This window comes from Pseudomonas sp. ANT_H12B, assembly GCF_008369325.1.
In the GTDB taxonomy this organism is placed as follows: domain Bacteria; phylum Pseudomonadota; class Gammaproteobacteria; order Pseudomonadales; family Pseudomonadaceae; genus Aquipseudomonas.
Genome location: NZ_VOBI01000010.1, coordinates 28,351 through 48,798 on the forward strand (window position 1 = coordinate 28,351; position 20,448 = coordinate 48,798).

A 20,448-nucleotide genomic window follows, 5' to 3' on the forward strand; every position below is an offset into this window, starting at 1 on the left:
TTTGTGTCGGGCATAAGATCTGCGTCTGCTGAATCGCATCAGTTACCCCGGTAACACCCGCGACGTAACAACGCGGTAACACATGCAATTGACTTCCCGAGTTCTCCTCACGACTATAGGCGTCCCGCTGCCGCCAACACGGCATTGAAGGGCGCAATTCAGGCCTTAAAAGCACGACAACAGACCGTGCGCCTGTATTTAACGAAGAATCACGCGCGTTACTCGCAGTAGTTTCCACAGCGCCTGAATGAGGAACTTTTCATGCCAGCCATCACCCTGACCACTCTGCAAGGTCTCAAGCAAAAAGGTGAAAAAATCACCATGCTGACCTGCTATGACGCGACCTTCGCCCACGCCTGCAATGAGGCTGGCGTCGAAGTGCTGTTGGTGGGCGACTCCCTCGGCATGGTTTTGCAAGGTCACGACAGCACCCTGCCGGTCACCACTGCTGAAATGGCTTACCACGTGGCGTCCGTCAAACGCGGCAACACCGACGCGTTGATCCTCGCCGATCTGCCCTTCATGGCCTACGCCACCACCGAACAAGCCATGACCAATAGCGCACTGTTGATGCAGGCCGGTGCCCACATGGTCAAGGTTGAAGGCGCGCTGTGGCTGGCGGACTCGATCCGTCTGCTGGCCGAACGCGGTATCCCGGTGTGCGCGCACATGGGGCTGACGCCACAATCGGTGAATATTCTGGGCGGTTACAAAGTCCAGGGCCGAAGCGAGAACCAGGCACGGCAGATGCGCGCCGATGCCATCGCCCTGGAACAGGCGGGTGCAGCCATGCTGTTGCTCGAGTGCGTACCGAGTGAACTGGCCCAGGAAATCACCCAGGCGGTGGGTATCCCGGTGATCGGCATCGGCGCCGGCAGCGCCACCGATGGCCAGGTACTGGTTCTTCACGACATGCTCGGCCTGTCGATCACTGGCCGTGTGCCGAAGTTCGTAAAGAACTTCATGGCCGGGCAACAAAACATTCAAGCGGCGCTTGGTGCGTACGTCACTGAAGTCAAAGCGGCGACTTTCCCAGGTATCGAACACGGATTCTCTGCATGAACACCGTAAAAACCGTACGCGAACTGCGGGCCGCCGTGGCCCGCGCCCGCAGCGAAGGCAAGCGCATCGGCTTCGTACCGACCATGGGCAACCTTCACAGCGGGCATATCGCGCTGATTACCAAAGCCACTCAACGGGTGGATTTCGTGGTCGCGAGCATTTTCGTCAACCCGCTGCAGTTCGGCGCCGGCGAAGACCTCGACAAATACCCGCGCACCCTCGCGGCCGATCAGGAACAACTGCTCCAGGCCGGTTGCCACTTGCTGTTCGCGCCAACCGTCGAAGAAATGTACCCCGACGGCATGACCGGCCAGACCCGCGTCAGCGTTCCCCAACTCTCCGAAGGCCTGTGCGGTGCCAGCCGTCCCGGTCATTTCGAAGGTGTGGCGACGGTGGTCACCAAGCTGTTCAACATGGTCCAGCCGGATCTTGCGATCTTCGGCCAGAAAGATTTCCAGCAACTGGCGGTGATCCGCGCCCTGGTGCATGACCTGAACATGCCGATTCAGATCATCGGCGAGCCAACAGTGCGTGCGGCCGACGGCCTGGCGCTGTCGTCGCGCAATGGTTTCCTCAGCGAAGAACAGCGGGCCGTTGCGCCAGCTGTGTATCGCGGTTTGAACCAGATCAGCGACGTGATCAAACAGGGTGATCGCGATTACCCGGCGTTGATCGACGCACAGATCAAGCAGCTCGAAGCGGCTGGTTTGCGCACCGACTACCTGGAAATCCGCCATGCGCTGACCTTGCGTCCGGCGACTCCCGAAGATCGGGACCTGGTGATTCTGGTAGCGGCGTTCCTGGGGACTACGCGGTTGATCGACAACCTGCACCTGAACCTCGACGCACCCGCTTAAAACACCGCAAACCCCTGTGGGAGCGAGCAGGCTCGCTCCCACACTGGTTTTGTGTCTGCTTTCAGGTCGTATCGCCGCCCACAAAGCCCTCAGGCAAAACTGAGCCACACCCGCAACGCCACGCCGGTCCAGGTTGCTTGATCGAGCTGAAATCTTGTCTCTCGTCCGTTTGTCGGGCCGTTCCTAACTTCGATGTTAAAAAAGTACCGGAAACAGGTCAGACAAAGTCAAGACAGATCACTGCGCGGGGTTTACTGTATTCGCCCTGCGCCATGAAATCGTGTCGACGCAGTTGACCGGACCGCCCACCCACAGCGCTCCGGGATTTTTAGTGTTCAAAAGGCCGTTCAAGTAAAAAGGAAACCCGCAGCGATGGCGTATTACCGCACTCCTCACGATGTGACCGCTCTGCCCGCCTGGCAAAAGTTGAATGATCACCGCCAAGCCATGCAGGATTTCAGCATGCGCGAAGCCTTTAATGCCGATCCGCAGCGCTTTACTCAATTCACCCTCAGCAGCTGCGGCCTGTTTCTCGACTATTCGAAAAACCTGATCAACGCCGAGACCCGCAATCTGCTGGTGGGCCTGGCCAACGAAGTCGACCTCAAGGGCGCGATCCAGTCGCTGTTCGACGGCGAAATCGTCAACTCATCCGAAGGCCGCCCGGCCCTGCACACCGCCTTGCGCCGCCCGGTGGGCGACAAGCTGTCGGTCAACGGCGTCAACGTGATGCCTGAAGTGCACAAAGTGCTGAACCAGATCACCGACCTCGTTGGGCGTATTCACGACGGCCTGTGGCGTGGTTACACCGAGAAGCCCATCACTGACGTGGTGAACATCGGCATCGGTGGCTCGTTCCTCGGCCCTGAGCTGGTGTCCGAAGCGCTGTTGTCCTACGCCCAGAAAGGCGTGCGCTGCCATTACCTGGCGAACATCGACGGCAGCGAGTTCCATGAGCTGACCATGAAGCTGCGCGCCGAGACCACGCTGTTCATCGTCTCGTCGAAATCCTTCAACACCCTCGAAACCCTGAAGAACGCTCAGGCCGCTCGCGCCTGGTACCTGGCTCAGGGTGGTTCGGAAGCCGAGCTGTATCGTCACTTCATCGCCGTCTCCAGCAACAATGCAGCGGCGGTGGCGTTCGGTATCCGTGAAGAGAACATCTTCCCGATGTGGGACTGGGTCGGCGGGCGTTACTCGCTGTGGTCGGCCATCGGTTTGCCGATTGCCCTGGCCATCGGTATGTCGAACTTCAAGGAATTGCTGTCCGGTGCCTACACCATGGACCAGCACTTCCAGAGCGCGCCTTTCGATCAGAACATGCCGGTGCTGCTGGCATTGCTCGGCGTTTGGTACGGCAATTTCTGGGGTGCGCAGAGCCACGCAATCCTGCCGTACGACCATTACCTGCGCAATATCACCAAGCACTTGCAACAGCTGGACATGGAATCCAACGGCAAGAGCGTGCGCCAGGACGGCACTCCGGTGTCCACCGACACCGGCCCTGTGATCTGGGGCGGCGTGGGTTGCAACGGTCAGCATGCGTATCACCAGTTGCTGCACCAGGGCACCCAACTGATCCCGGCCGACTTCATCGTGCCGATCGTCAGCTTCAACCCGGTCTCGGACCACCACCAGTGGCTGTACGCCAACTGCCTGTCGCAAAGCCAGGCGCTGATGCTGGGCAAGACCCTTGCCGAGGCCGAAGCCGAGTTGCGCGACAAGGGCATGAGCGAAGAAGAGGTGCACAAAATCGCACCGCACAAGGTGATCCCGGGCAACCGTCCGAGCAACACCCTGGTGGTTGAGCGCATCAGCCCGCGTCGTCTCGGTGCACTGGTGGCGATGTACGAACATAAAGTCTTCGTGCAAAGCGTGATCTGGGGCATCAACGCCTTCGACCAATGGGGCGTGGAGCTGGGTAAAGAGCTGGGTAAAGGCGTTTACAACCGCCTGGTCGGCAGCGAAGAAACCCCGGCTGACGATGCATCCACTCAAGGCCTGATCAACTACTTCCGCGGTCGTCACCGCGGTTGATTTGATGCACCACCACTAAACCTGTGGGAGCGAGCAAGCTCGCTCCCACAATTGTTTTGTGTTTCCCCTCCGTTTCAGAGCCTGACTTGAACCCTTTCGCTACTCGGCGCATCTTTATTACTTGTCGCAAAACAAGAATAAGGAACCGTCATGTTCGATATCAGCACGTTCCCCAAAGCCGATGCCGTCCGCCGGGCTGCACAGTTAAGTCAAGACGACTACCAACGCCTGTATCGCCAATCCATCGAACACCCCAGCACCTTCTGGGCTGAACAAGCCACACACTTTCTCGACTGGAGCGTCCCGTGGGACACGGTCCAGCGCTATAACCTGAAAACCGGTGAAGCCAGCTGGTTTGCTGGCGGACAGTTGAACGTCAGTTATAACTGCATCGACCGTCACCTGGAAAAACGCGGCGATGACACAGCGATCATCTGGGAAGGCGACGACCCTGCCGAGTCCGCGCAGATCACCTACAAAAAACTTCATCACAACGTCTGTCGCCTGGCCAACGTGCTCAAAAGCCGTGGCGTGAAAAAAGGCGATCGCGTCTGCATCTACATGCCAATGATCCCCGAAGCCGCCTACGCGATGCTCGCCTGCGCACGAATTGGCGCAGTGCATTCGGTGGTGTTTGGTGGTTTTTCCCCGGACTCTGTACGTGACCGGATTCTCGACGCCGACTGCCGCACCGTGATCACCGCCGATGAAGGCGTGCGCGGCGGGAAATTCGTGCCACTGAAACAGAACGTCGACAAGGCGCTGCAAAGTTGCCCGAACGTGAGCACCGTCATTGTGGTGGAGCGAACCCAAGGTAAAGTGGACTGGGTCGAAAACCGGGACATCTGGTATCACCAGGCACTGCGCGACGTCAGCGACGACTGCCCGCCCGAGCCGATGGACGCCGAAGACCCGCTGTTCATCCTCTATACCTCCGGCAGCACCGGCAAACCCAAAGGCGTGCTGCACACCACCGGCGGCTACCTGCTGCAAGCGGCGATGACCTTCAAGTACGTGCTCGATTATCGCGACGGCGAAGTCTTCTGGTGCACGGCCGACGTTGGCTGGGTCACCGGTCACAGTTACATCGTCTATGGCCCGTTGGCCAACGGGGCGACCACGCTGATCTTTGAAGGCGTACCGAGTTACCCGACCAGCTCGCGCTTCTGGCAGGTGATCGACAAGCACCACGTGAACATCTTCTACACCGCCCCGACCGCCCTGCGCGCCCTGATGCGTGAAGGCGCCGAACCGTTGAAGGAAACGTCCCGCGAGAGCCTCAGATTACTCGGCAGTGTCGGTGAGCCGATCAACCCGGAAGCGTGGGACTGGTACTTCAACGTCGTCGGCGAGCAGCGTTGCCCCATCGTCGATACCTGGTGGCAGACTGAAACCGGCGGCATCATGCTCAGCCCTCTGGTCAGTGCACAACGGATCAAACCCGGTTGCGCCACGCAACCGATGTTCGGCGTGCAACCGGTGCTGCTCGATGAACACGGCAAGGAAATCAAAGGCGCCGGCAACGGCATTCTGGCAATCAAATCCAGCTGGCCGGGGCAGATCCGCAGTGTCTACGGCGACCCGCAACGAATGGTCGACACCTATTTCAAGCCGTACCCCGGCTACTACTTCACCGGTGACGGCGCGCGGCGCGACGAGGATGGCGATTACTGGATCACCGGGCGAATCGACGATGTGATCAACGTCTCCGGCCACCGCATCGGCACCGCCGAGGTGGAAAGCGCCCTGGTGCTCCACGACAGCATTGCCGAGGCCGCAGTGGTGGGTTACCCCCACGATGTCAAAGGCCAAGGCATCTACGCCTTCGTTACCCCCATGAACGGCACCGACCCCAATGACGAACTGAAGAAAGAACTGCTGGCGCACGTCAGCAAGGAAATCGGCAGCTTCGCCAAACCGGATTTGATCCAGTGGGCGCCGGCCTTGCCGAAAACCCGTTCAGGCAAGATCATGCGGCGGATTTTGCGCAAGATCGCCTGCAACGAACTGGACAGCCTGGGCGACACTTCGACCCTGGCAGACCCGAGCGTGGTCCAGGGGTTGATCGACAAACGACTGAACCAGTAAGCCCTACGCGGTCAGAAATGGCCGCGCCTTTTTTTTCGCCACTGAGTCGCCATGGAATTCATCCGCACCCGCATCGAAACCCAGGTCATGAGCCTGACCGGTCTGTCTCTGGGCAAGCTCGACCTGGAAAATCCCAAGGGTGATCCCGGCCTGTTCGGGCCCGACTCTGTGAGCTGGCAGGTTCACGGCGATTTCAGCAGCATGCTCATCGGCGGCATCAGCGCCCTGATGCTGCAAGCCCTGCATCCACTGGCCCTGGCCGGGGTCTGGGACCATTCGAACTTTCGCGAGGACATGCTCGGCCGATTGCGCCGCACCGGCCAGTTCATCTCTGGCACTACGTTTGGTTCGCGCAAAGACGCCGACTGGCTGATCGAGAAAGTGCGCACCATTCACCTGCAAGTGACCGGCACTGCACCGGATGGACGTCCCTACGCCGCCAGTGATCCCGACCTGCTGACCTGGGTGCATGTGGCCGAAGTCAGCAACTTCCTCGCGGCCCATTTGCGTTACCGCAATCCGAACCTGTCCCTGGCTGATCAGGACCGCTACTACGCGGAAATCGCGCTGGTTGCCGAACAGCTCGGCGCCCGTGACGTGCCGCGTTCGCGGCAGGAAATTGCTGATTACCTTGAGCGCATTCGCCCACAGTTGTTGTGCGACGAGCGCAGTCGCGAGGTATTACGGCTGTTGTTGAACGCCCCCTCCCCCAGCCGTTTGGCCAGACCTTTCGGCGGTTTGATGATGAAGGCCGGGATCGACTTGCTGCCGGATTGGGCCAGCGACATGCTTGGTGTCCGCCAGAGCCCGCTGCAACGCAAGCTGATCCGCGCCAGCGTCAATCGCAGTGCGCCGATGTTGCGTTGGGCAGTGCGTAACGGCTCGGTGCAACGGGCCAAGCGACGGATGGGCTTGCTGACCTGAAAACCGCTTAAAAGCTTCGCGAGCAGGCTCGCTCCCACAGTGGATTTTCGGTGATCGCACATTTTGAGCTCGACACAAATCCAGTGTGGGAGCGAGCCTGCTCGCGAAGGCAGCACCTCGGTCCCCCGCCAAACTGTTAAACTCCCGCGCCAAATTCCCTCCTGCAAGGCGCCCAGCATGTCTTCCTTGAATCAGGCGCTGCGCGCCGCCCTCGATCATCGCCAGGACCTGCTCGCCGAGCTGCATCAGCAAGGCACCGATTGCTATCGTCTGTTTCATGGCAGCCAGGAAGGTGCCGGCGGCCTGACCATCGATCGCTACGGCCCACAACTGTTGGTGCAAAGCTTCCACCAATCGCTGGAACGCGATGCACTCCTGCAATTGCACGAAATCATCAATCAACACTTGGGCCTCGACACCCTGCTGGTCTACAACGACCGCTCCCGCGGCAATTCGCGCATCGACCGTGAAGACACCGTCTACCGCGCCGACGAGGCCGCCCTGCAAGACCAGATCGGCCACGAATGGGGCCTGAATTACCGGGTTCGCGGTCGACACGCGGGCCAGGATCCGCTGCTGTTCCTCGACCTGCGCAACACCCGTGGCTGGGTCAAGCAACACAGCAAAAACAAAAGTGTACTGAATCTTTTTGCCTACACCTGCGGCGTCGGCCTGAGTGCTGCGGCCGGCGGCGCGAGCGAAGTCTGCAACCTCGATTTCGCTGAAGGCAACCTGGCCGTCGGCCGCGAGAACGGCCTGCTCAATCCGCAATTGCCGACCATGCAGTTCATCCAGTCCGACTACTTCCCGGCCATCCGCCAACTGGCCGGCCTGCCGATCAGCCAGCGCCGCGGGCAGAAACTGCCTAGCTATCACCGTCTGGAACAGCGTCAGTACGACCTGGTGCTGCTGGACCCGCCAGCCTGGGCCAAGAGTGCTTTCGGCACCGTCGACTTGCTGCGCGACTATCAGAGCCTGCTAAAGCCGGCACTGCTGACCACCGCCGACAATGGCGTGCTGATCTGCTGCAACAACCTGGCAAAAGTCAGCATGGACGACTGGCGCGAGCAGGTTTTGCGGTGTGCAGAGAAAGCCGGCCGGCCGGTTCGTGAGTGGACCGTGATGAAACCGGGCGGCGATTTTCCGTCTATGGATCAGCAGCCACCGCTGAAAACCCTGATTCTGCAACTCTGAGATTCGTCCGCAAAATCAGATAAATCCTATAAAGCATGATCACTTCGGAACCGGAAACGCGTGCCATACTCCAACGCACTCCGATTCAGACAGATGAAGCCGCACATGCCCAAAGGATTGTTTCGCGCTATTGGCGCTTTGTTGACTGCTCTGGCCCTCTACAGCCTGCTGGGGTTTCTGATTTTGCCGGGTATCGCGTTGCGGGTGGCCAACCAACAATTGGCCAACTACGCCACGACGCCCGCCACGATTACCCGGATCGAACTCAACCCGTTCAGCCTTGAAATCACCCTGTGGGGCCTGATCATCGGCGAGCCAGGCAAGGAACAGGTCGGCTTCGAACGCCTGTACGCCAACCTGCAGATCGACAGTCTCTGGACCAAGGCACTGCACCTGTCCGATATCGAGCTGGATAAACCCAAGACCGAAATCCTCTTCGGCAAGGACGGCAAACTCAATCTGCTCGGCCTGTTCAAAATACCCGCGAGCGAGCCGACCCCGGCCGACCCGAACGCCAAACCGTTCCCGCTGCGCGTGGAACGCATCAAACTGGCCGATGGCTATGTGCACTTCCAGGATGCGCGCCCCAGCGAGCCCATCGAGTTTCTCTACGACAAACTCGACTTCGAGCTGAAGAACCTCAGCACCCTGCCCGAAGACAGCGCCGACATGACCTTGGTGGCTGCCGGCCCGACAGGCGGGCAAATCGACTGGACCGGCAACTTCAGCCTGATTCCGATTGCCTCCGAAGGTAAGTTGAAAGTCACCGATGGCAAGATGAAAGCCTTTTGGCCCTATGTGCGTGACGCTGTGCCACTGGATCTCGAAGACGGCGTCCTCAACCTCAGCACCGACTACAAGCTCAACCTGAGCAAAGAAACCGAACTGCTGCTGAGTAACGTCGCCGTCAGCGTCGCCCCCTTCGCCATCAAGGCACCGGATGGTCGACCACTGGCGAAGCTCGAACGCCTGGACATCAGCGAAACCACCGTGGACCTGGCCAAACAGCAAGTGGTGGTCGGCAAGATCCGCAGCCAGAAACTGGAAACCTGGGCCGCCCTTGAGGCCGATGGGCAACTGGACTGGCAAAAACTGTTTGCCAGCCAACCTTCCAAAGAGACCACTAAAGCCAATGCCGAGCCGGCCAGCACCCCGGCGGCGGCCGACTCACCGAAACCCGAACCCGCGCCACCGAGCAAACCCTGGCAGGTGTTGCTCAAAGACGTGCAATTGCGTAATTACCAGGTGCATCTGGCTGATCGCAAGGCGCAACCCGCCGTGGCGATGGACGTCGGCCCGCTGAACCTGGACCTGCAGAATTTCGACAGCCTCAATGGCTCGCCTTTCACCCTCAAGCTCGACACCGGTGTGGGCAAGCAAGGCAAGCTCACGGCAGATGGCGAGGTCAATCTGGCCCCGGTCAGCGCCAACCTAAAAGTACAGACCAAGGACATCGACCTGCGTGTCGCCCAGTCCTACATCAACCCGTTCATTCGCCTGGAACTGCGCAGCGGCATGCTCGGCAGTGATCTGGCCGTCAACCTGAAAAGCACCGAACCGCTGGCGTTCAGCGTCACCGGCCGCGCTCAGGTCGATCAGTTGCATACCCTCGACACCCTAAAAACCCGCGACTTCCTCAAGTGGCAGCAGTTAGTGCTCGAAGGCCTGAATTATCAGCACGGCGACAGCCTGTCGATCGCCAAGGTCAACCTGTTCCAACCCTATGTGCGCTTCATGATCAACGATGACCGCACCACGAACGTCGATGATCTGCTGATTCCGCAACCGCCTGACTCAGGCGCCAAAACGGCTGCTGCCAAATCTGCCGGCAAGGAAAAACCGCTGGGCATCCACATTGGCGGTATCGCGATCAATGACGGTTCGGCGAACTTTGCCGACTTCAGCCTGACCCCGAACTTCGCCACCGCCGTTCAACAGCTCAACGGCCAGATCGGCACCATCGACAGCCGTCAGGCGAAACCGGCCAGCGTCGATATCAAAGGCAAGGTCGACCGTTATGCACCAGTGACCATCAAGGGCTCGGTCAACCCGTTCGACCCGATGGCCAGCCTCGACATCGCCACCAGTTTCAAACGTGTGGAGCTGACCACGCTGACGCCCTACTCCGGCAAGTTCGCCGGTTACCGCATCCGCAAAGGCCGGCTCAATCTCGACCTGCATTACCTGATCACCAAGGGCCAGCTGAAAGCCGAGAACAAAGTGGTGGTCGAACAACTGCAACTGGGTGAAAAAGTCGACAGCCCGGACGCCGTCAGCCTGCCGCTGAAACTGGCGATCGCCCTGCTCAAGGACGTCGACGGCAAGATTTCCATCGAGCTGCCGGTGACGGGCGACCTGAACAACCCGCAGTTCAGCATCATGCCGATTGTCTGGCAGACCCTGCGCAATCTGATCGTCAAAGCCGCCGCCGCGCCGTTCAAAATGATTGGCGGGCTGGTCAGTGGCGGTGGTTCGGAAGATTTGGGCACTGTCTCGTTCGCCCCGGGTTCAAGCGACCTGAGCAAGGAGGCCGAGAGCTCGTTGGTCAAACTGTCCCAGGCGCTCAAGGAACGTCCGGCCCTGCGTCTGGAAATCGAAGGCACTGCTGCCGCCAGCAGCGATGGCCCGCTGATCGCCGAGCAACGTCTGGAGCGGGAATACCAGTACAACTACTACAAGATGCTCCAGCGTCGCGGTGACAAGGTTCCGGCGCAGGCTTCATTGGTGCAAGTGCCGGACAGCGAGAAAGGTCCACTGTTGGAAGGCATCTACCGTACGCGTTTGAAAACCCAGCCACCCGCCGAATGGAAGGACCTGGGCAAGGAAGAACGCACTGCAAAAATGCGTGAAGGCGTGATCAAGTTCTGGAGTTCCAGCGATGTGCTGCTGCGCCAACTCGGTCAGGAACGCGCCAGCAGCATCAAGGATTACCTGGTGGACAAGGCCCAGATGGCCGATGACCGTGTTTACTTCATCGACGCCAGTCTGGGCGAGGCTGAAAGTGATGGTCGGGTCGTCACACCGATGCATCTGGACGCCGAGTGATGGGCGCGCGATGGCTGATGAGCCTGACGCTGGCAATGGTCGCCGGTCAGGCCTCGGCGGCGGATACGCTGCGCTGTGGCAGCCAACTGGTCAGTGTCGGGGACAGGTCCAGCGAGGTGCTGCAGAAATGCGGCGAACCGGTCAGCCGCGATCTGTTGGGCTACAAGCGCAGCGCCAACCGACGGGAAGAGTTTCAGGTCGAGGAATGGACCTACGGGCCCAACGGCGGGATGTATCAATACCTGCGGTTTGAAGGTAATCGCCTGAAGCAGATCACCAGCAAACGCGGTAACTGACCTCACCACAAACCAAATATGGGAGCGGGCTTGCTCGCGAGGAGGGTGTGTCAGTCGATGTAAATGTTGCCTGACCTAGCGCTTTCGCGAGCAAGCTCGCTCCCACAGTTGTTTTGTGTTGCCCACAATAGAACAGGCCCCGACACGAATGCCGGGGCCTGTAATGGCCACATCCTTGTGGCCTTTCGCATGAACTCTCAAGGTTGCGGCAGACGTATTGCTCGGCCCGCCTACCGCGCCTTCTCCCAGTCCAGGCGAGAAGTCTTGCCTTACTCGGCTTTCAGGCCGTCAGCGGAGACCGCTTTGACGCCTTTGATTTTCTTGGCGATGGCCACAGCGGTAGTTTTCTGAGCATCAGTTACCGCAACGGTGGAGGACAGAGACACTACACCTTTGTTGGTTTCGACTTTGATATCGGTACCAGGAATGCCTTTTTCGGTTACCAGGTCTGCTTTGACTTTGGTAGTGATCCAGGTATCGGAAGTAGCTTCTTTGGCTTCGGTGACTTCACCGGCCGCCAGCACCATTGGAGCTTGAGTAGCCTGGGTCTGTGCAAATGCAACGTTGGCCATGGTCAGGGTCAGCGCGGTAGCAGTAGCGGCAGCGATAGCGAACTTCTTCATACGAGTAACTCCTGTTTTTCTATAAAGTCTGCTGCGTGTCTTGTCAGCAGGGTTACTGGGTATATTGCGAACGCTGTGCCAACTTTGAGACAGGTAATAAATCCTTATAAATCAAGTAGTTAGTAAATTTAATAATTTTTGAAATCATGCAAATTGCATGACTTGGAAATTATCTACATGCAAGTTGCGGGTTTTGACGTGGGCCTAAGGCCATGAATTGTCGGGGGTTTTCTTTATCCCCGGTCTGGCCGGTACGACGAACAAAAAAATACCCCCGTCTCGTGAGAGGCGGGGGTTCTGGCATCAGTTAATGGATTAGGCTGGGGTGACGCCGGTGCAGCCTTTAGGTGCGTATTCCTGATCGACTGTGGTGGCGCATGTCCAGCCAGTCAACGTGCGCGTAAGGGTAATGGTTTTATTCAAAACCGGCCCCGGAGCATTAAGAATGGTGCAAGCAATAGTGCCCGTACCATCGGCCGCAGTGCCAGAAGCTGTCGTTGTGCAGTTAGAGGTTGTTGCGGTTCCGCCGATCTTCGCCAGATCCGGACTGGTCCCTTGATTCATAAGATCTTCAAACGGAACCTTCAACGCGGAAATCTCAGCAAGCCCGGCCGTGACCTTGGCCCGCGCCTGATATTTCGAGTAAGCCGGCAAGGCAAACGTCGCCAGAATCCCGATGATCGCCACAACGATCAGCAGCTCGATAAGCGTAAAACCTTTCTGAGTATTCATAGACAAGCTCCATGCATGAGTCGAAATCTCATGATCTGAACTAGCCGCAGCACAGCCCGTGCCAAGCCCCGCGTACCCTGTTGGCGGGACGCGCGATCGACGCAGCGCCCTTTCCTACCCCCAGGATCCGCACTATCTGACACTTTTTGTCACCTCGACAGTGCTGGTTTGGTTCCTCGGCTTGACTAGGCTATAAGTCATGAACTGTCTGCGTCCGGTATCCCAATGAATGACATCGCCCTTAGCGGTCTGGCCAAGCAATTGGTCCTGGCCGAGCTGCTCACTGACAAAAGCGCGCAACAGGCGTATCAGCAAGCCCAACGCAATCGAATCCCCCTGGTCAGCTACCTGGTGCAAAACAAACTGGTGAATGGCCGCCAGATCGCCGAGATCGCTTCGGAGCACTTCGGCATGGCCTTGCTGGACCTCAACTGCCTGGACAAAGAAGCCCAACCCAAAGGGCTGGTCAGCGAAAAACTGATCCGTGAGCACCACGCCCTGCCCCTCTGGCGACGCGGCAATAAATTGTTCGTGGGGGTTTCCGACCCGACCAATCACCAGGCCATCAACGACATCCAGTTCAGCACCGGGTTGAATACCGAAGCCATCCTGGTAGAGGACGACAAACTCAGCACCGCTATCGAGAAATTCTTCGACAGCCAGGGCACCGGCCTGGAAGACATGGCCGACGTTGACCTCGATGGGTTGGACATCGAGTCGATCGATGACAACAAACAGGACTCCATCGCCGGACAAGATGCCGACGATGCGCCCGTGGTGCGCTTCGTCCATAAGATGTTGCTTGATGCGATCAAAAGCGGCTCTTCCGACCTGCATTTCGAGCCCTACGAAAAAACCTACCGCGTGCGGATGCGCACCGACGGCATACTGCGTGAAGTCGCCAAGCCACCGATTCATCTGTCCGGTCGCATCGCCGCGCGGCTGAAAGTCATGGCCAGCCTCGACATCTCCGAGCGCCGCCGGCCCCAGGACGGGCGAATCAAGATGCGCCTGTCCAAGAGCAAATCCATCGACTTCCGGGTCAATACCCTGCCGACCCTGTGGGGCGAGAAAGTGGTGATCCGGATCCTCGACCCGTCCAGCGCACAAATGGGCATCGACGCCCTCGGCTACGAACCCGATCAGAAAGACCTGTACATGGCCGCGCTCAAGCAGCCGCAGGGAATGATTCTGGTGACCGGGCCCACCGGCTCGGGCAAGACCGTGTCGCTCTACACCGGGCTGAATATTCTCAATACTGTGGACATCAACATCTCCACCGCCGAAGACCCGGTGGAGATCAACATGGAAGGCATCAACCAGGTCAACGTCAATCTCAAGCAGGGGTTGGGGTTTGCCCAGGCGCTGCGTTCGTTCCTGCGCCAGGATCCGGACGTGATCATGGTCGGCGAGATCCGCGACCTCGAAACCGCGGAGATCGCGATCAAGGCCGCCCAGACCGGGCACCTTGTGTTGTCGACCCTGCACACCAACAGCGCCGCCGAGACCCTGACCCGCCTGCAAAACATGGGCATCCAGGGGTTCAACATCGCCACTTCGGTGAGTCTGATCATCGCCCAGCGCCTGGCGCGCAAATTGTGCAGCCATTGCAAGAAACCCATCGAGATCCCCCGCGAGGCGTTGCTCAAGGAAGGCTTCCCCGAGGAACGCATTGGCTCGTTCACAATCTATGAACCGGTTGGTTGCGATCACTGCAACGGCGGATACAAAGGGCGAGTAGGGATTTATGAAGTGGTGAAGAACACACCGGATTTGCAACGGCTGATCATGGCCGAAGGCAACTCGCTGGAAATCGATATCCAGATGCGTAAGGACGGTTTCAACGACCTGCGTACCTCGGGCCTGATCAAGGCCATGCAAGGCATTACCAGTCTTGAAGAAATCAACCGGGTCACCAAGGACTGAACATGGCGGTCAAAGCAGCAAAAATCAGCGTGTATGCCTGGGAAGGCACCGACAGGAAAGGCACGAAAATAACCGGCGAACTGAGCGGTCAAAACCCGGCGCTGATCAAGGCGCAACTGCGCAAACAAGGCATCAATCCCGGCAAGGTACGCAAGAAATCCATCTCGATTTTCAACATGGGCAAGCGCATCAAGGCCCAGGACATTGCCCTCTTTACGCGGCAAATGGCGACCATGATGAAAGCCGGTGTGCCGCTGTTGCAGTCGTTCGACATCATCGGCGAAGGCTTCGATAACCCGGCCATGCGCAAACTGGTGGACGAGGTGAAACAGGAAGTCGCGGCGGGTACCAGCTTCGCCGCCGCCCTGCGTAAAAAGCCGCAGTACTTCGATGAGCTGTACTGCAATCTGGTGGACGCCGGCGAGCAGGCGGGTGCGCTGGATACCCTGCTGGAACGGGTGGCGACCTACAAGGAAAAGAGCGAAAGCCTCAAGGCCAAAATCAAGAAAGCCATGACCTACCCGCTGGCCGTGGTGTTTGTCGCAATCATTGTGACCGGGATTCTGCTGGTCAAAGTGGTGCCGCAGTTCGAGTCGGTGTTCAAGGGGTTTGGCGCCGAACTGCCAGCCTTCACCGTGATGGTCATCGGCCTGTCGGAATTCATGCAGAACTGGTGGTGGCTGATGCTGGGTGCGCTGATTGCGGCAATCTTCGGTGTGCGCCACGCCTTCAGAACGTCGCAAGGCTTTCGGGACCGGACGGACGCCTGGCTGCTGAAACTGCCATTGATCGGCACGCTGATGTACAAGTCCGCCGTGGCCCGTTACGCCCGCACGCTGTCGACCACCTTCGCTGCCGGGGTGCCTTTGGTCGAAGCCCTGGATTCAGTGGCCGGGGCCACCGGCAACATTGTGTTCAAGCGTGCGGTGCTGCGCATCAAGCAGGACGTATCCACCGGCATGCAGCTGAATTTTTCCATGCGTACCTCCGGGATCTTCCCAAACATGGCGATCCAGATGACAGCCATTGGCGAAGAGTCCGGCACACTGGACGAGATGCTCGACAAGGTCGCGGGTTTCTACGAGGCCGAGGTCGACAACATGGTCGATAACCTCACCAGTCTGATGGAGCCGTTCATCATGGTGGTACTCGGTGTTGTCGTCGGTGGCCTGGTCGTTGCGATGTACCTGCCCATATTCCAACTCGGCTCAGCGATCTGACATGCCCTTGAATGAAATTTTGACTGTCTACCCGCTGGTGTTCATCGTCATCGCATTGATCGTCGGCCTGCTGGTCGGCAGCTTCCTCAATGTACTGGTCTGGCGTCTGCCAAAAATGCTTGAGCGTGAGTGGCGACTGCAAGCTCATGACATTCTGGGCCTGCCGACCGAAACGCCGCTGCCGACCTACAATCTGATGCTGCCCCACTCCCAGTGTCCACACTGTGGGCACCGGATCCGTGCGTGGGAAAACATTCCAGTGCTCAGTTTTCTTTTCCTGCGTGGGCGCTGCTCGAGTTGCGCGACACCAATCAGCAAACGCTATCCGTTAACCGAGCTGGCCTGCGGTCTGCTGTCAGCGTTCATCGCCTGGCATTTCGGTTTCGGTTGGCCGGCCTGCCTGGCGCTGGTCCTGAGCTGGGGTCTGTTGGCCATGAGCCTGATAGACGCCGAGCATCAACTGCTGCCGGACGTACTGGTTCTACCGCTGATATGGCTGGGTCTGATCGTCAACAGTTTCGGACTGTTCGTGCCCCTCCATGAAGCGCTGTGGGGCGCGATTGCCGGCTACCTGGCGCTCTGGTCGGTGTTCTGGCTGTTCAAGCTGATGACCGGCAAGGACGGCATTGGCCAAGGTGATTTCAAGTTATTGGCGATGCTCGGCGCCTGGGGCGGCTGGCAGATCTTGCCGCTGACCATCCTGATGGCGTCCCTGGTGGGCGCCATTATCGGCACGGTTTTGTTGCGCCTGCGCAACTCAAAAACCTCGACACCGATCCCCTTCGGCCCCTATCTGGCCATTGCCGGCTGGATTGCCTTGCTCTGGGGTGGTCAAATAACCGACTTCTATTGGCAGTTTGTCGGTTTGAAATGAATATCCCTGTGGAAAAACCCTGGATTCTTGGTCTGACCGGCGGCATCGGCAGCGGCAAAAGCGCAGCTGCCCAGCACTTCATCGACCTGGGCGTACACGTGGTGGACGCCGATCATGCCGCGCGCTGGGTGGTGGAACCGGGCCGCCCGGCGCTGGCGCAAATCGCCGATCACTTTGGCCCTGGCGTGCTGCAAGCCGACGGGCAGCTGGATCGTGCAGCGTTGCGCAAGCTGATCTTCGAGGTACCGGAAGAACGCCTCTGGCTCGAGGCGCTTTTGCATCCGTTGATCGCCAAGCAAATCGCCGATCACCTGGGCAAGGCACAATCGCCTTACGCGATTCTGGTTTCGCCACTGCTGATCGAGTCGGGGCAATACGCCATGACCCAACGGGTCCTGGTGATCGATGCCCCCGAACAGCTACAGATCGAACGCACCCTGCAGCGTGACCAGACCAGCGAGCAACAGGTCCATGCGATCCTCAAGGCCCAGTCCAGCCGCCAGGATCGCGTGAGCCATGCCGACGATGTGGTGGTCAACGACCGCGACCTCGCCTGGCTGCACAGCGAGGTCGAACGCCTGCATCACTTTTACCTTACTTTGCGTGGAGGCCAGTCATGAGCCAAACCCCAACCGTCGATTGTCCAACCTGCGGCGCCCCTGTCGAATGGACCCCGGACAATAAATTCCGGCCGTTCTGTTCGGACCGTTGCAAACTGATCGACCTGGGCGCCTGGGCGTCGGAAGAGCACAAGATTCCGGTGAGCCCGGATGCCGAGGACGACCTGTTCAGCGAAGACTTCGAGCCGCGTCACTGATCCCGAACATCAGGGCCGCATGAAGCCGTAGTCCTCACCGTCATCGAGGTTCTCGACGAGAAACTGCAACTCGTCAGCCAGATCCTCGACACTGCGCACAGCCTTGCTCTGTTGCACCACCGCACTGAGCAAGGCGCGCAGGCTCAGACCCGGATCAAATCCCACCTCTTGCGCGATATTCAGACTCTGGCGCAACTCCTGCCTTGCCCATTCGTAGACACTCATTTCAATGCTCCTGAAGGTTTTGCGGAGCATGGAAGCGTCAGCGATTTATGGATTTGATGCGGATCAAGATTTGGGATCGTCGTCCTTCCAGGGTGCCGAAAGGTAGCGCGTGCGATTGAACGTCTCCAGCCACTCGGGGCAAAACACCACCAGCGCGCTGACCACCATGCCGTTGATGAACGCTTCCGGAAAAATCAGCAGCCACAGATAACCGACAAAATCTTCCAGCCAATACGGCATGGCGAAACGTTCGTTGAACCACAGCAACCACAGCGCCAGCAGCAGGCACAGCAACGCCGACAGCGCCGCTGCAAAAAACCCGGACACGAAGATATACACAAAGGGATTACGCGGTTGCGCTCGCTCCACCAGGATCGCGCAGCATTCGGTGACCAGCACCGGCAGTAGAATCAGCAGCGCGCCGTTGACCCCCATCGCCGCCAGATCCTGCCGCCCGAGCAGCACCAGTCCCGTTTGCGCGACCAATCCGCCGACAATCGCCAGCGGCCAGTCGAGCAACAGGGTCACGGCGGTCATGCCGAGAAAGTGGTAGGACACGCCAGTGTCGAAATCCTGTCGTACCAGCCAGAGCAAGAACAGCGCGAACACCGTGCCGAACAACAGATGCTGGCGGCGACTGTCGCTGAACAGTTCGACCCACGGTGCTCGACAGACAGCCCAGATCACTACCGGCACGTAAATCAGCCAGCCAACTGCAAGGCTTTGCGCTGACAGCAACTCGGCGCCGATCATGGGCGTGCCTTCCTGGACGCCGAGGCCCACGCAAGCAAACGACTGAGCAGCAACATTGTTCTATATTTCACGCTTCTCTCCCGTCGTGATAGCTATGAGTCTATACCGGCGTTTCTGACTGGCCCTATCGCACTTCCAGCCGGGCGCGCAGAGAATCCAGGGGAAGAACAAACGTTACGCAAACTTTACGAGACAGAATGACAAGCCGGTCGATACTGCGCGGCGCTAACAAGACAGGCGTTATCTATGTCCATTGCGGTTTTGCGGTTTATCGGTTTCATCCTGGGTATTTTTCTGATCACGCTCGCAGTGAGTATGGCGATACCGCTGCTCACGCTGGTGATCTATGAACGCAACGATGAGATGTCAGCCTTTGGGTGGTCAATTGTGATCACGATGGTGTCCGGGCTGCTGCTGATTAACAAGGGGCGCCCTGAAAACGCTCAGTTGCGTCCCCGCGATATGTACATGCTGACGACCGCCAGTTGGGTGGTCGTCTGTACGTTCGCCGCATTGCCCATGGTCTTGATCCAGGACATCAGCTACACCGACGCGTTTTTTGAAACGATGTCCGGCATCACCACTACCGGATCGACCATTCTGACCGGCTTGGACACTGCCTCTCCCGGATTGCTGATTTGGCGTTCAATGCTGCATTGGCTGGGCGGGATCGGCTTCATCGGCATGGCCGTGGCCATCCTGCCGCTATTGCGGGTCGGGGGGATGCGCCTGTTCCAGACCGAATCATCCGACTGGTCGGAGAAGGTCACACCACGCTCCCACGTCGCCGCCAAATACATTCTGGGTTTGTATATCGGGCTGACCGCTGTTTCCACGCTGGCGCTGTGGATAACAGGCATGACCCCGTTCGAAGCCATCAACCATGCAATGTCGTTGATTTCCACGGGGGGATTTTCCACCTCCGATTCTTCTCTGGCGAATTGGACGCAACCGGCCATTCATTGGGTGGCTGTGATTATCATGATTCTGGGCAGCCTGCCTTTTACGTTGTATGTGAGCCTGTTGCGCGGGAATAAACGGGCCTTGCTTAGAGATCACCAGGTACGTGGGTTCATTGGCTTTTTGCTCATCACCTGGCTGCTGTTCGGCACCTGGTTGTGCTTGAACAGCGAGTACGGCTGGTGGGAAGCGTTTCGGATCGTGGCGGTCAACGTAACGTCGGTAGTCACGACGACCGGCGTGGCACTAGGGGATTACACGTTATGGGGCAGCTTCTCCGTGTTGCTGTTTTTTTATCTGACCTTTGTCGGCGGCTGCTCCGGCTCCACCGCCGGCGGTCTTAAAATCTTCCGTTTTCAAGTGGCTGGCGCCCTGCTCATGGGCAGCCTGAAACAATTGATTCATCCTCGCGCCGTCATCCAGAAGAAGTACAACAATCACCCCATCGATGAAGACATCGCCCGCTCACTCCTGACGTTTTCATTCTTTTTCACCATCACCATCGGGGCCATCGCCATGGGGTTGGCGCTCATTGGCCTGGACTGGACCACGGCATTGAGTGGCGCGGCCACCGCCGTCTGTAACGTGGGGCCAGGCCTTGGTTCGATCATTGGCCCGGCAGGCAATTTCTCGACACTGCCCGATGCTGCAAAATGGCTGTTGACCTTTGGCATGCTGCTGGGAAGACTGGAAATCCTCACTGTTCTGGTGCTGTTCATCCCGGTTTTCTGGAAGTACTAGCCCTGTCTGGACTCCTCCTGTCCACCCTGCCAATGCGTTCTGGCCCTGCCGAACTGGATGGAGGTGACGCAACC

18 protein-coding genes are annotated in these 20,448 nt (G+C 58.7%); 14 read left to right on the forward strand and 4 right to left on the reverse strand.

From position 1 onward, the window contains the following. The first annotated feature begins 261 nt into the window (after positions 1 to 261). The 8 genes from panB (at position 262) to FQ185_RS16590 (ending at position 11,503) form a co-directional block, all read left to right on the forward strand. The gene (panB, locus tag FQ185_RS16555; RefSeq protein WP_149418341.1) at positions 262 to 1,062 is read left to right on the forward strand and encodes a 3-methyl-2-oxobutanoate hydroxymethyltransferase; all 801 of its coding nucleotides are present in this window, start codon (positions 262 to 264) and stop codon (positions 1,060 to 1,062) included. Next, positions 1,059 to 1,919 carry a pantoate--beta-alanine ligase gene (gene panC / locus FQ185_RS16560; RefSeq protein ID WP_149418342.1) on the forward strand — a complete coding sequence of 287 codons (861 nt, stop codon included), beginning with the start codon at positions 1,059 to 1,061 and terminating at the stop codon, positions 1,917 to 1,919. The genes panB and panC overlap by 4 nt, the downstream gene beginning before the upstream one ends. 372 nt (positions 1,920 to 2,291) lie before the next feature. Next, positions 2,292 to 3,956, forward strand: a complete 1,665-nt coding sequence (gene pgi, locus FQ185_RS16565; protein WP_149418343.1) for a glucose-6-phosphate isomerase — start codon at positions 2,292 to 2,294, stop codon at positions 3,954 to 3,956. A gap of 150 nt (positions 3,957 to 4,106) precedes the next feature. Next, positions 4,107 to 6,044 (forward strand): acetate--CoA ligase, encoded by a 1,938-nt coding sequence (acs, locus tag FQ185_RS16570; RefSeq protein ID WP_149418344.1) that lies wholly within the window; start codon positions 4,107 to 4,109, stop codon positions 6,042 to 6,044. Positions 6,045 to 6,095: 51 nt separating this feature from the next. Next, positions 6,096 to 6,968 carry an oxygenase MpaB family protein gene (locus FQ185_RS16575; protein WP_149418345.1) on the forward strand — a complete coding sequence of 291 codons (873 nt, stop codon included), beginning with the start codon at positions 6,096 to 6,098 and terminating at the stop codon, positions 6,966 to 6,968. A gap of 177 nt (positions 6,969 to 7,145) precedes the next feature. Then, positions 7,146 to 8,162 carry a class I SAM-dependent rRNA methyltransferase gene (locus FQ185_RS16580; RefSeq protein WP_149418346.1) on the forward strand — a complete coding sequence of 339 codons (1,017 nt, stop codon included), beginning with the start codon at positions 7,146 to 7,148 and terminating at the stop codon, positions 8,160 to 8,162. 93 nt (positions 8,163 to 8,255) lie between these two features. Continuing rightward, a complete protein-coding gene (locus FQ185_RS16585) occupies positions 8,256 to 11,207 on the forward strand; it encodes a DUF748 domain-containing protein (protein ID WP_149418347.1) in 2,952 nt (983 codons plus the stop codon). Continuing rightward, on the forward strand, positions 11,207 to 11,503 hold the full coding sequence (locus FQ185_RS16590; RefSeq protein WP_149418348.1) for a DUF2845 domain-containing protein: 297 nt from the start codon (positions 11,207 to 11,209) through the stop codon (positions 11,501 to 11,503). The genes FQ185_RS16585 and FQ185_RS16590 overlap by 1 nt, the downstream gene beginning before the upstream one ends. Positions 11,504 to 11,772: 269 nt before the next feature. On the opposite strand, the gene FQ185_RS16595 is transcribed toward FQ185_RS16590, so the two are convergent. Beyond that, positions 11,773 to 12,126 carry a BON domain-containing protein gene (locus FQ185_RS16595; protein ID WP_149418349.1) on the reverse strand — a complete coding sequence of 118 codons (354 nt, stop codon included), beginning with the start codon at positions 12,124 to 12,126 and terminating at the stop codon, positions 11,773 to 11,775. A gap of 315 nt (positions 12,127 to 12,441) precedes the next feature. Next, entirely contained in the window at positions 12,442 to 12,858 is a 417-nt protein-coding gene (locus tag FQ185_RS16600) for a pilin (protein WP_149418350.1), read from the reverse strand. A gap of 225 nt (positions 12,859 to 13,083) precedes the next feature. Between FQ185_RS16600 and pilB the strand changes: the two genes are divergently transcribed. From pilB to yacG, 5 genes are read left to right on the forward strand one after another with little or no spacing between them, the layout of a single operon-like run. Further along, entirely contained in the window at positions 13,084 to 14,784 is a 1,701-nt protein-coding gene (gene pilB / locus FQ185_RS16605) for a type IV-A pilus assembly ATPase PilB (protein ID WP_149418351.1), read from the forward strand. A 2-nt stretch (positions 14,785 to 14,786) separates the two neighbouring features. Continuing rightward, the gene (locus tag FQ185_RS16610; RefSeq protein WP_149418352.1) at positions 14,787 to 16,004 is read left to right on the forward strand and encodes a type II secretion system F family protein; all 1,218 of its coding nucleotides are present in this window, start codon (positions 14,787 to 14,789) and stop codon (positions 16,002 to 16,004) included. A gap of 1 nt (position 16,005) precedes the next feature. Further along, entirely contained in the window at positions 16,006 to 16,878 is an 873-nt protein-coding gene (locus FQ185_RS16615; RefSeq protein ID WP_149418353.1) for an A24 family peptidase, read from the forward strand. Continuing rightward, positions 16,875 to 17,498 carry a dephospho-CoA kinase gene (gene coaE / locus FQ185_RS16620; protein ID WP_149418354.1) on the forward strand — a complete coding sequence of 208 codons (624 nt, stop codon included), beginning with the start codon at positions 16,875 to 16,877 and terminating at the stop codon, positions 17,496 to 17,498. The genes FQ185_RS16615 and coaE overlap by 4 nt, the downstream gene beginning before the upstream one ends. Beyond that, positions 17,495 to 17,695, forward strand: a complete 201-nt coding sequence (gene yacG / locus FQ185_RS16625) for a DNA gyrase inhibitor YacG (RefSeq protein ID WP_149418355.1) — start codon at positions 17,495 to 17,497, stop codon at positions 17,693 to 17,695. The genes coaE and yacG overlap by 4 nt, the downstream gene beginning before the upstream one ends. A 9-nt stretch (positions 17,696 to 17,704) precedes the next feature. On the opposite strand, the gene FQ185_RS16630 is transcribed toward yacG, so the two are convergent. After that, positions 17,705 to 17,920 (reverse strand): hypothetical protein, encoded by a 216-nt coding sequence (locus FQ185_RS16630; RefSeq protein ID WP_149418356.1) that lies wholly within the window; start codon positions 17,918 to 17,920, stop codon positions 17,705 to 17,707. Positions 17,921 to 17,983: 63 nt separating this feature from the next. Beyond that, positions 17,984 to 18,673 (reverse strand): energy-coupling factor ABC transporter permease, encoded by a 690-nt coding sequence (locus FQ185_RS16635; RefSeq protein WP_149418357.1) that lies wholly within the window; start codon positions 18,671 to 18,673, stop codon positions 17,984 to 17,986. Positions 18,674 to 18,919: 246 nt separating this feature from the next. On the opposite strand from FQ185_RS16635, the gene FQ185_RS16640 reads away from it, so the two are divergent. After that, complete coding sequence (locus tag FQ185_RS16640; RefSeq protein WP_149418358.1) at positions 18,920 to 20,374, forward strand: TrkH family potassium uptake protein; 1,455 nt, start codon at positions 18,920 to 18,922, stop codon at positions 20,372 to 20,374. Positions 20,375 to 20,448: the final 74 nt, after the last annotated feature.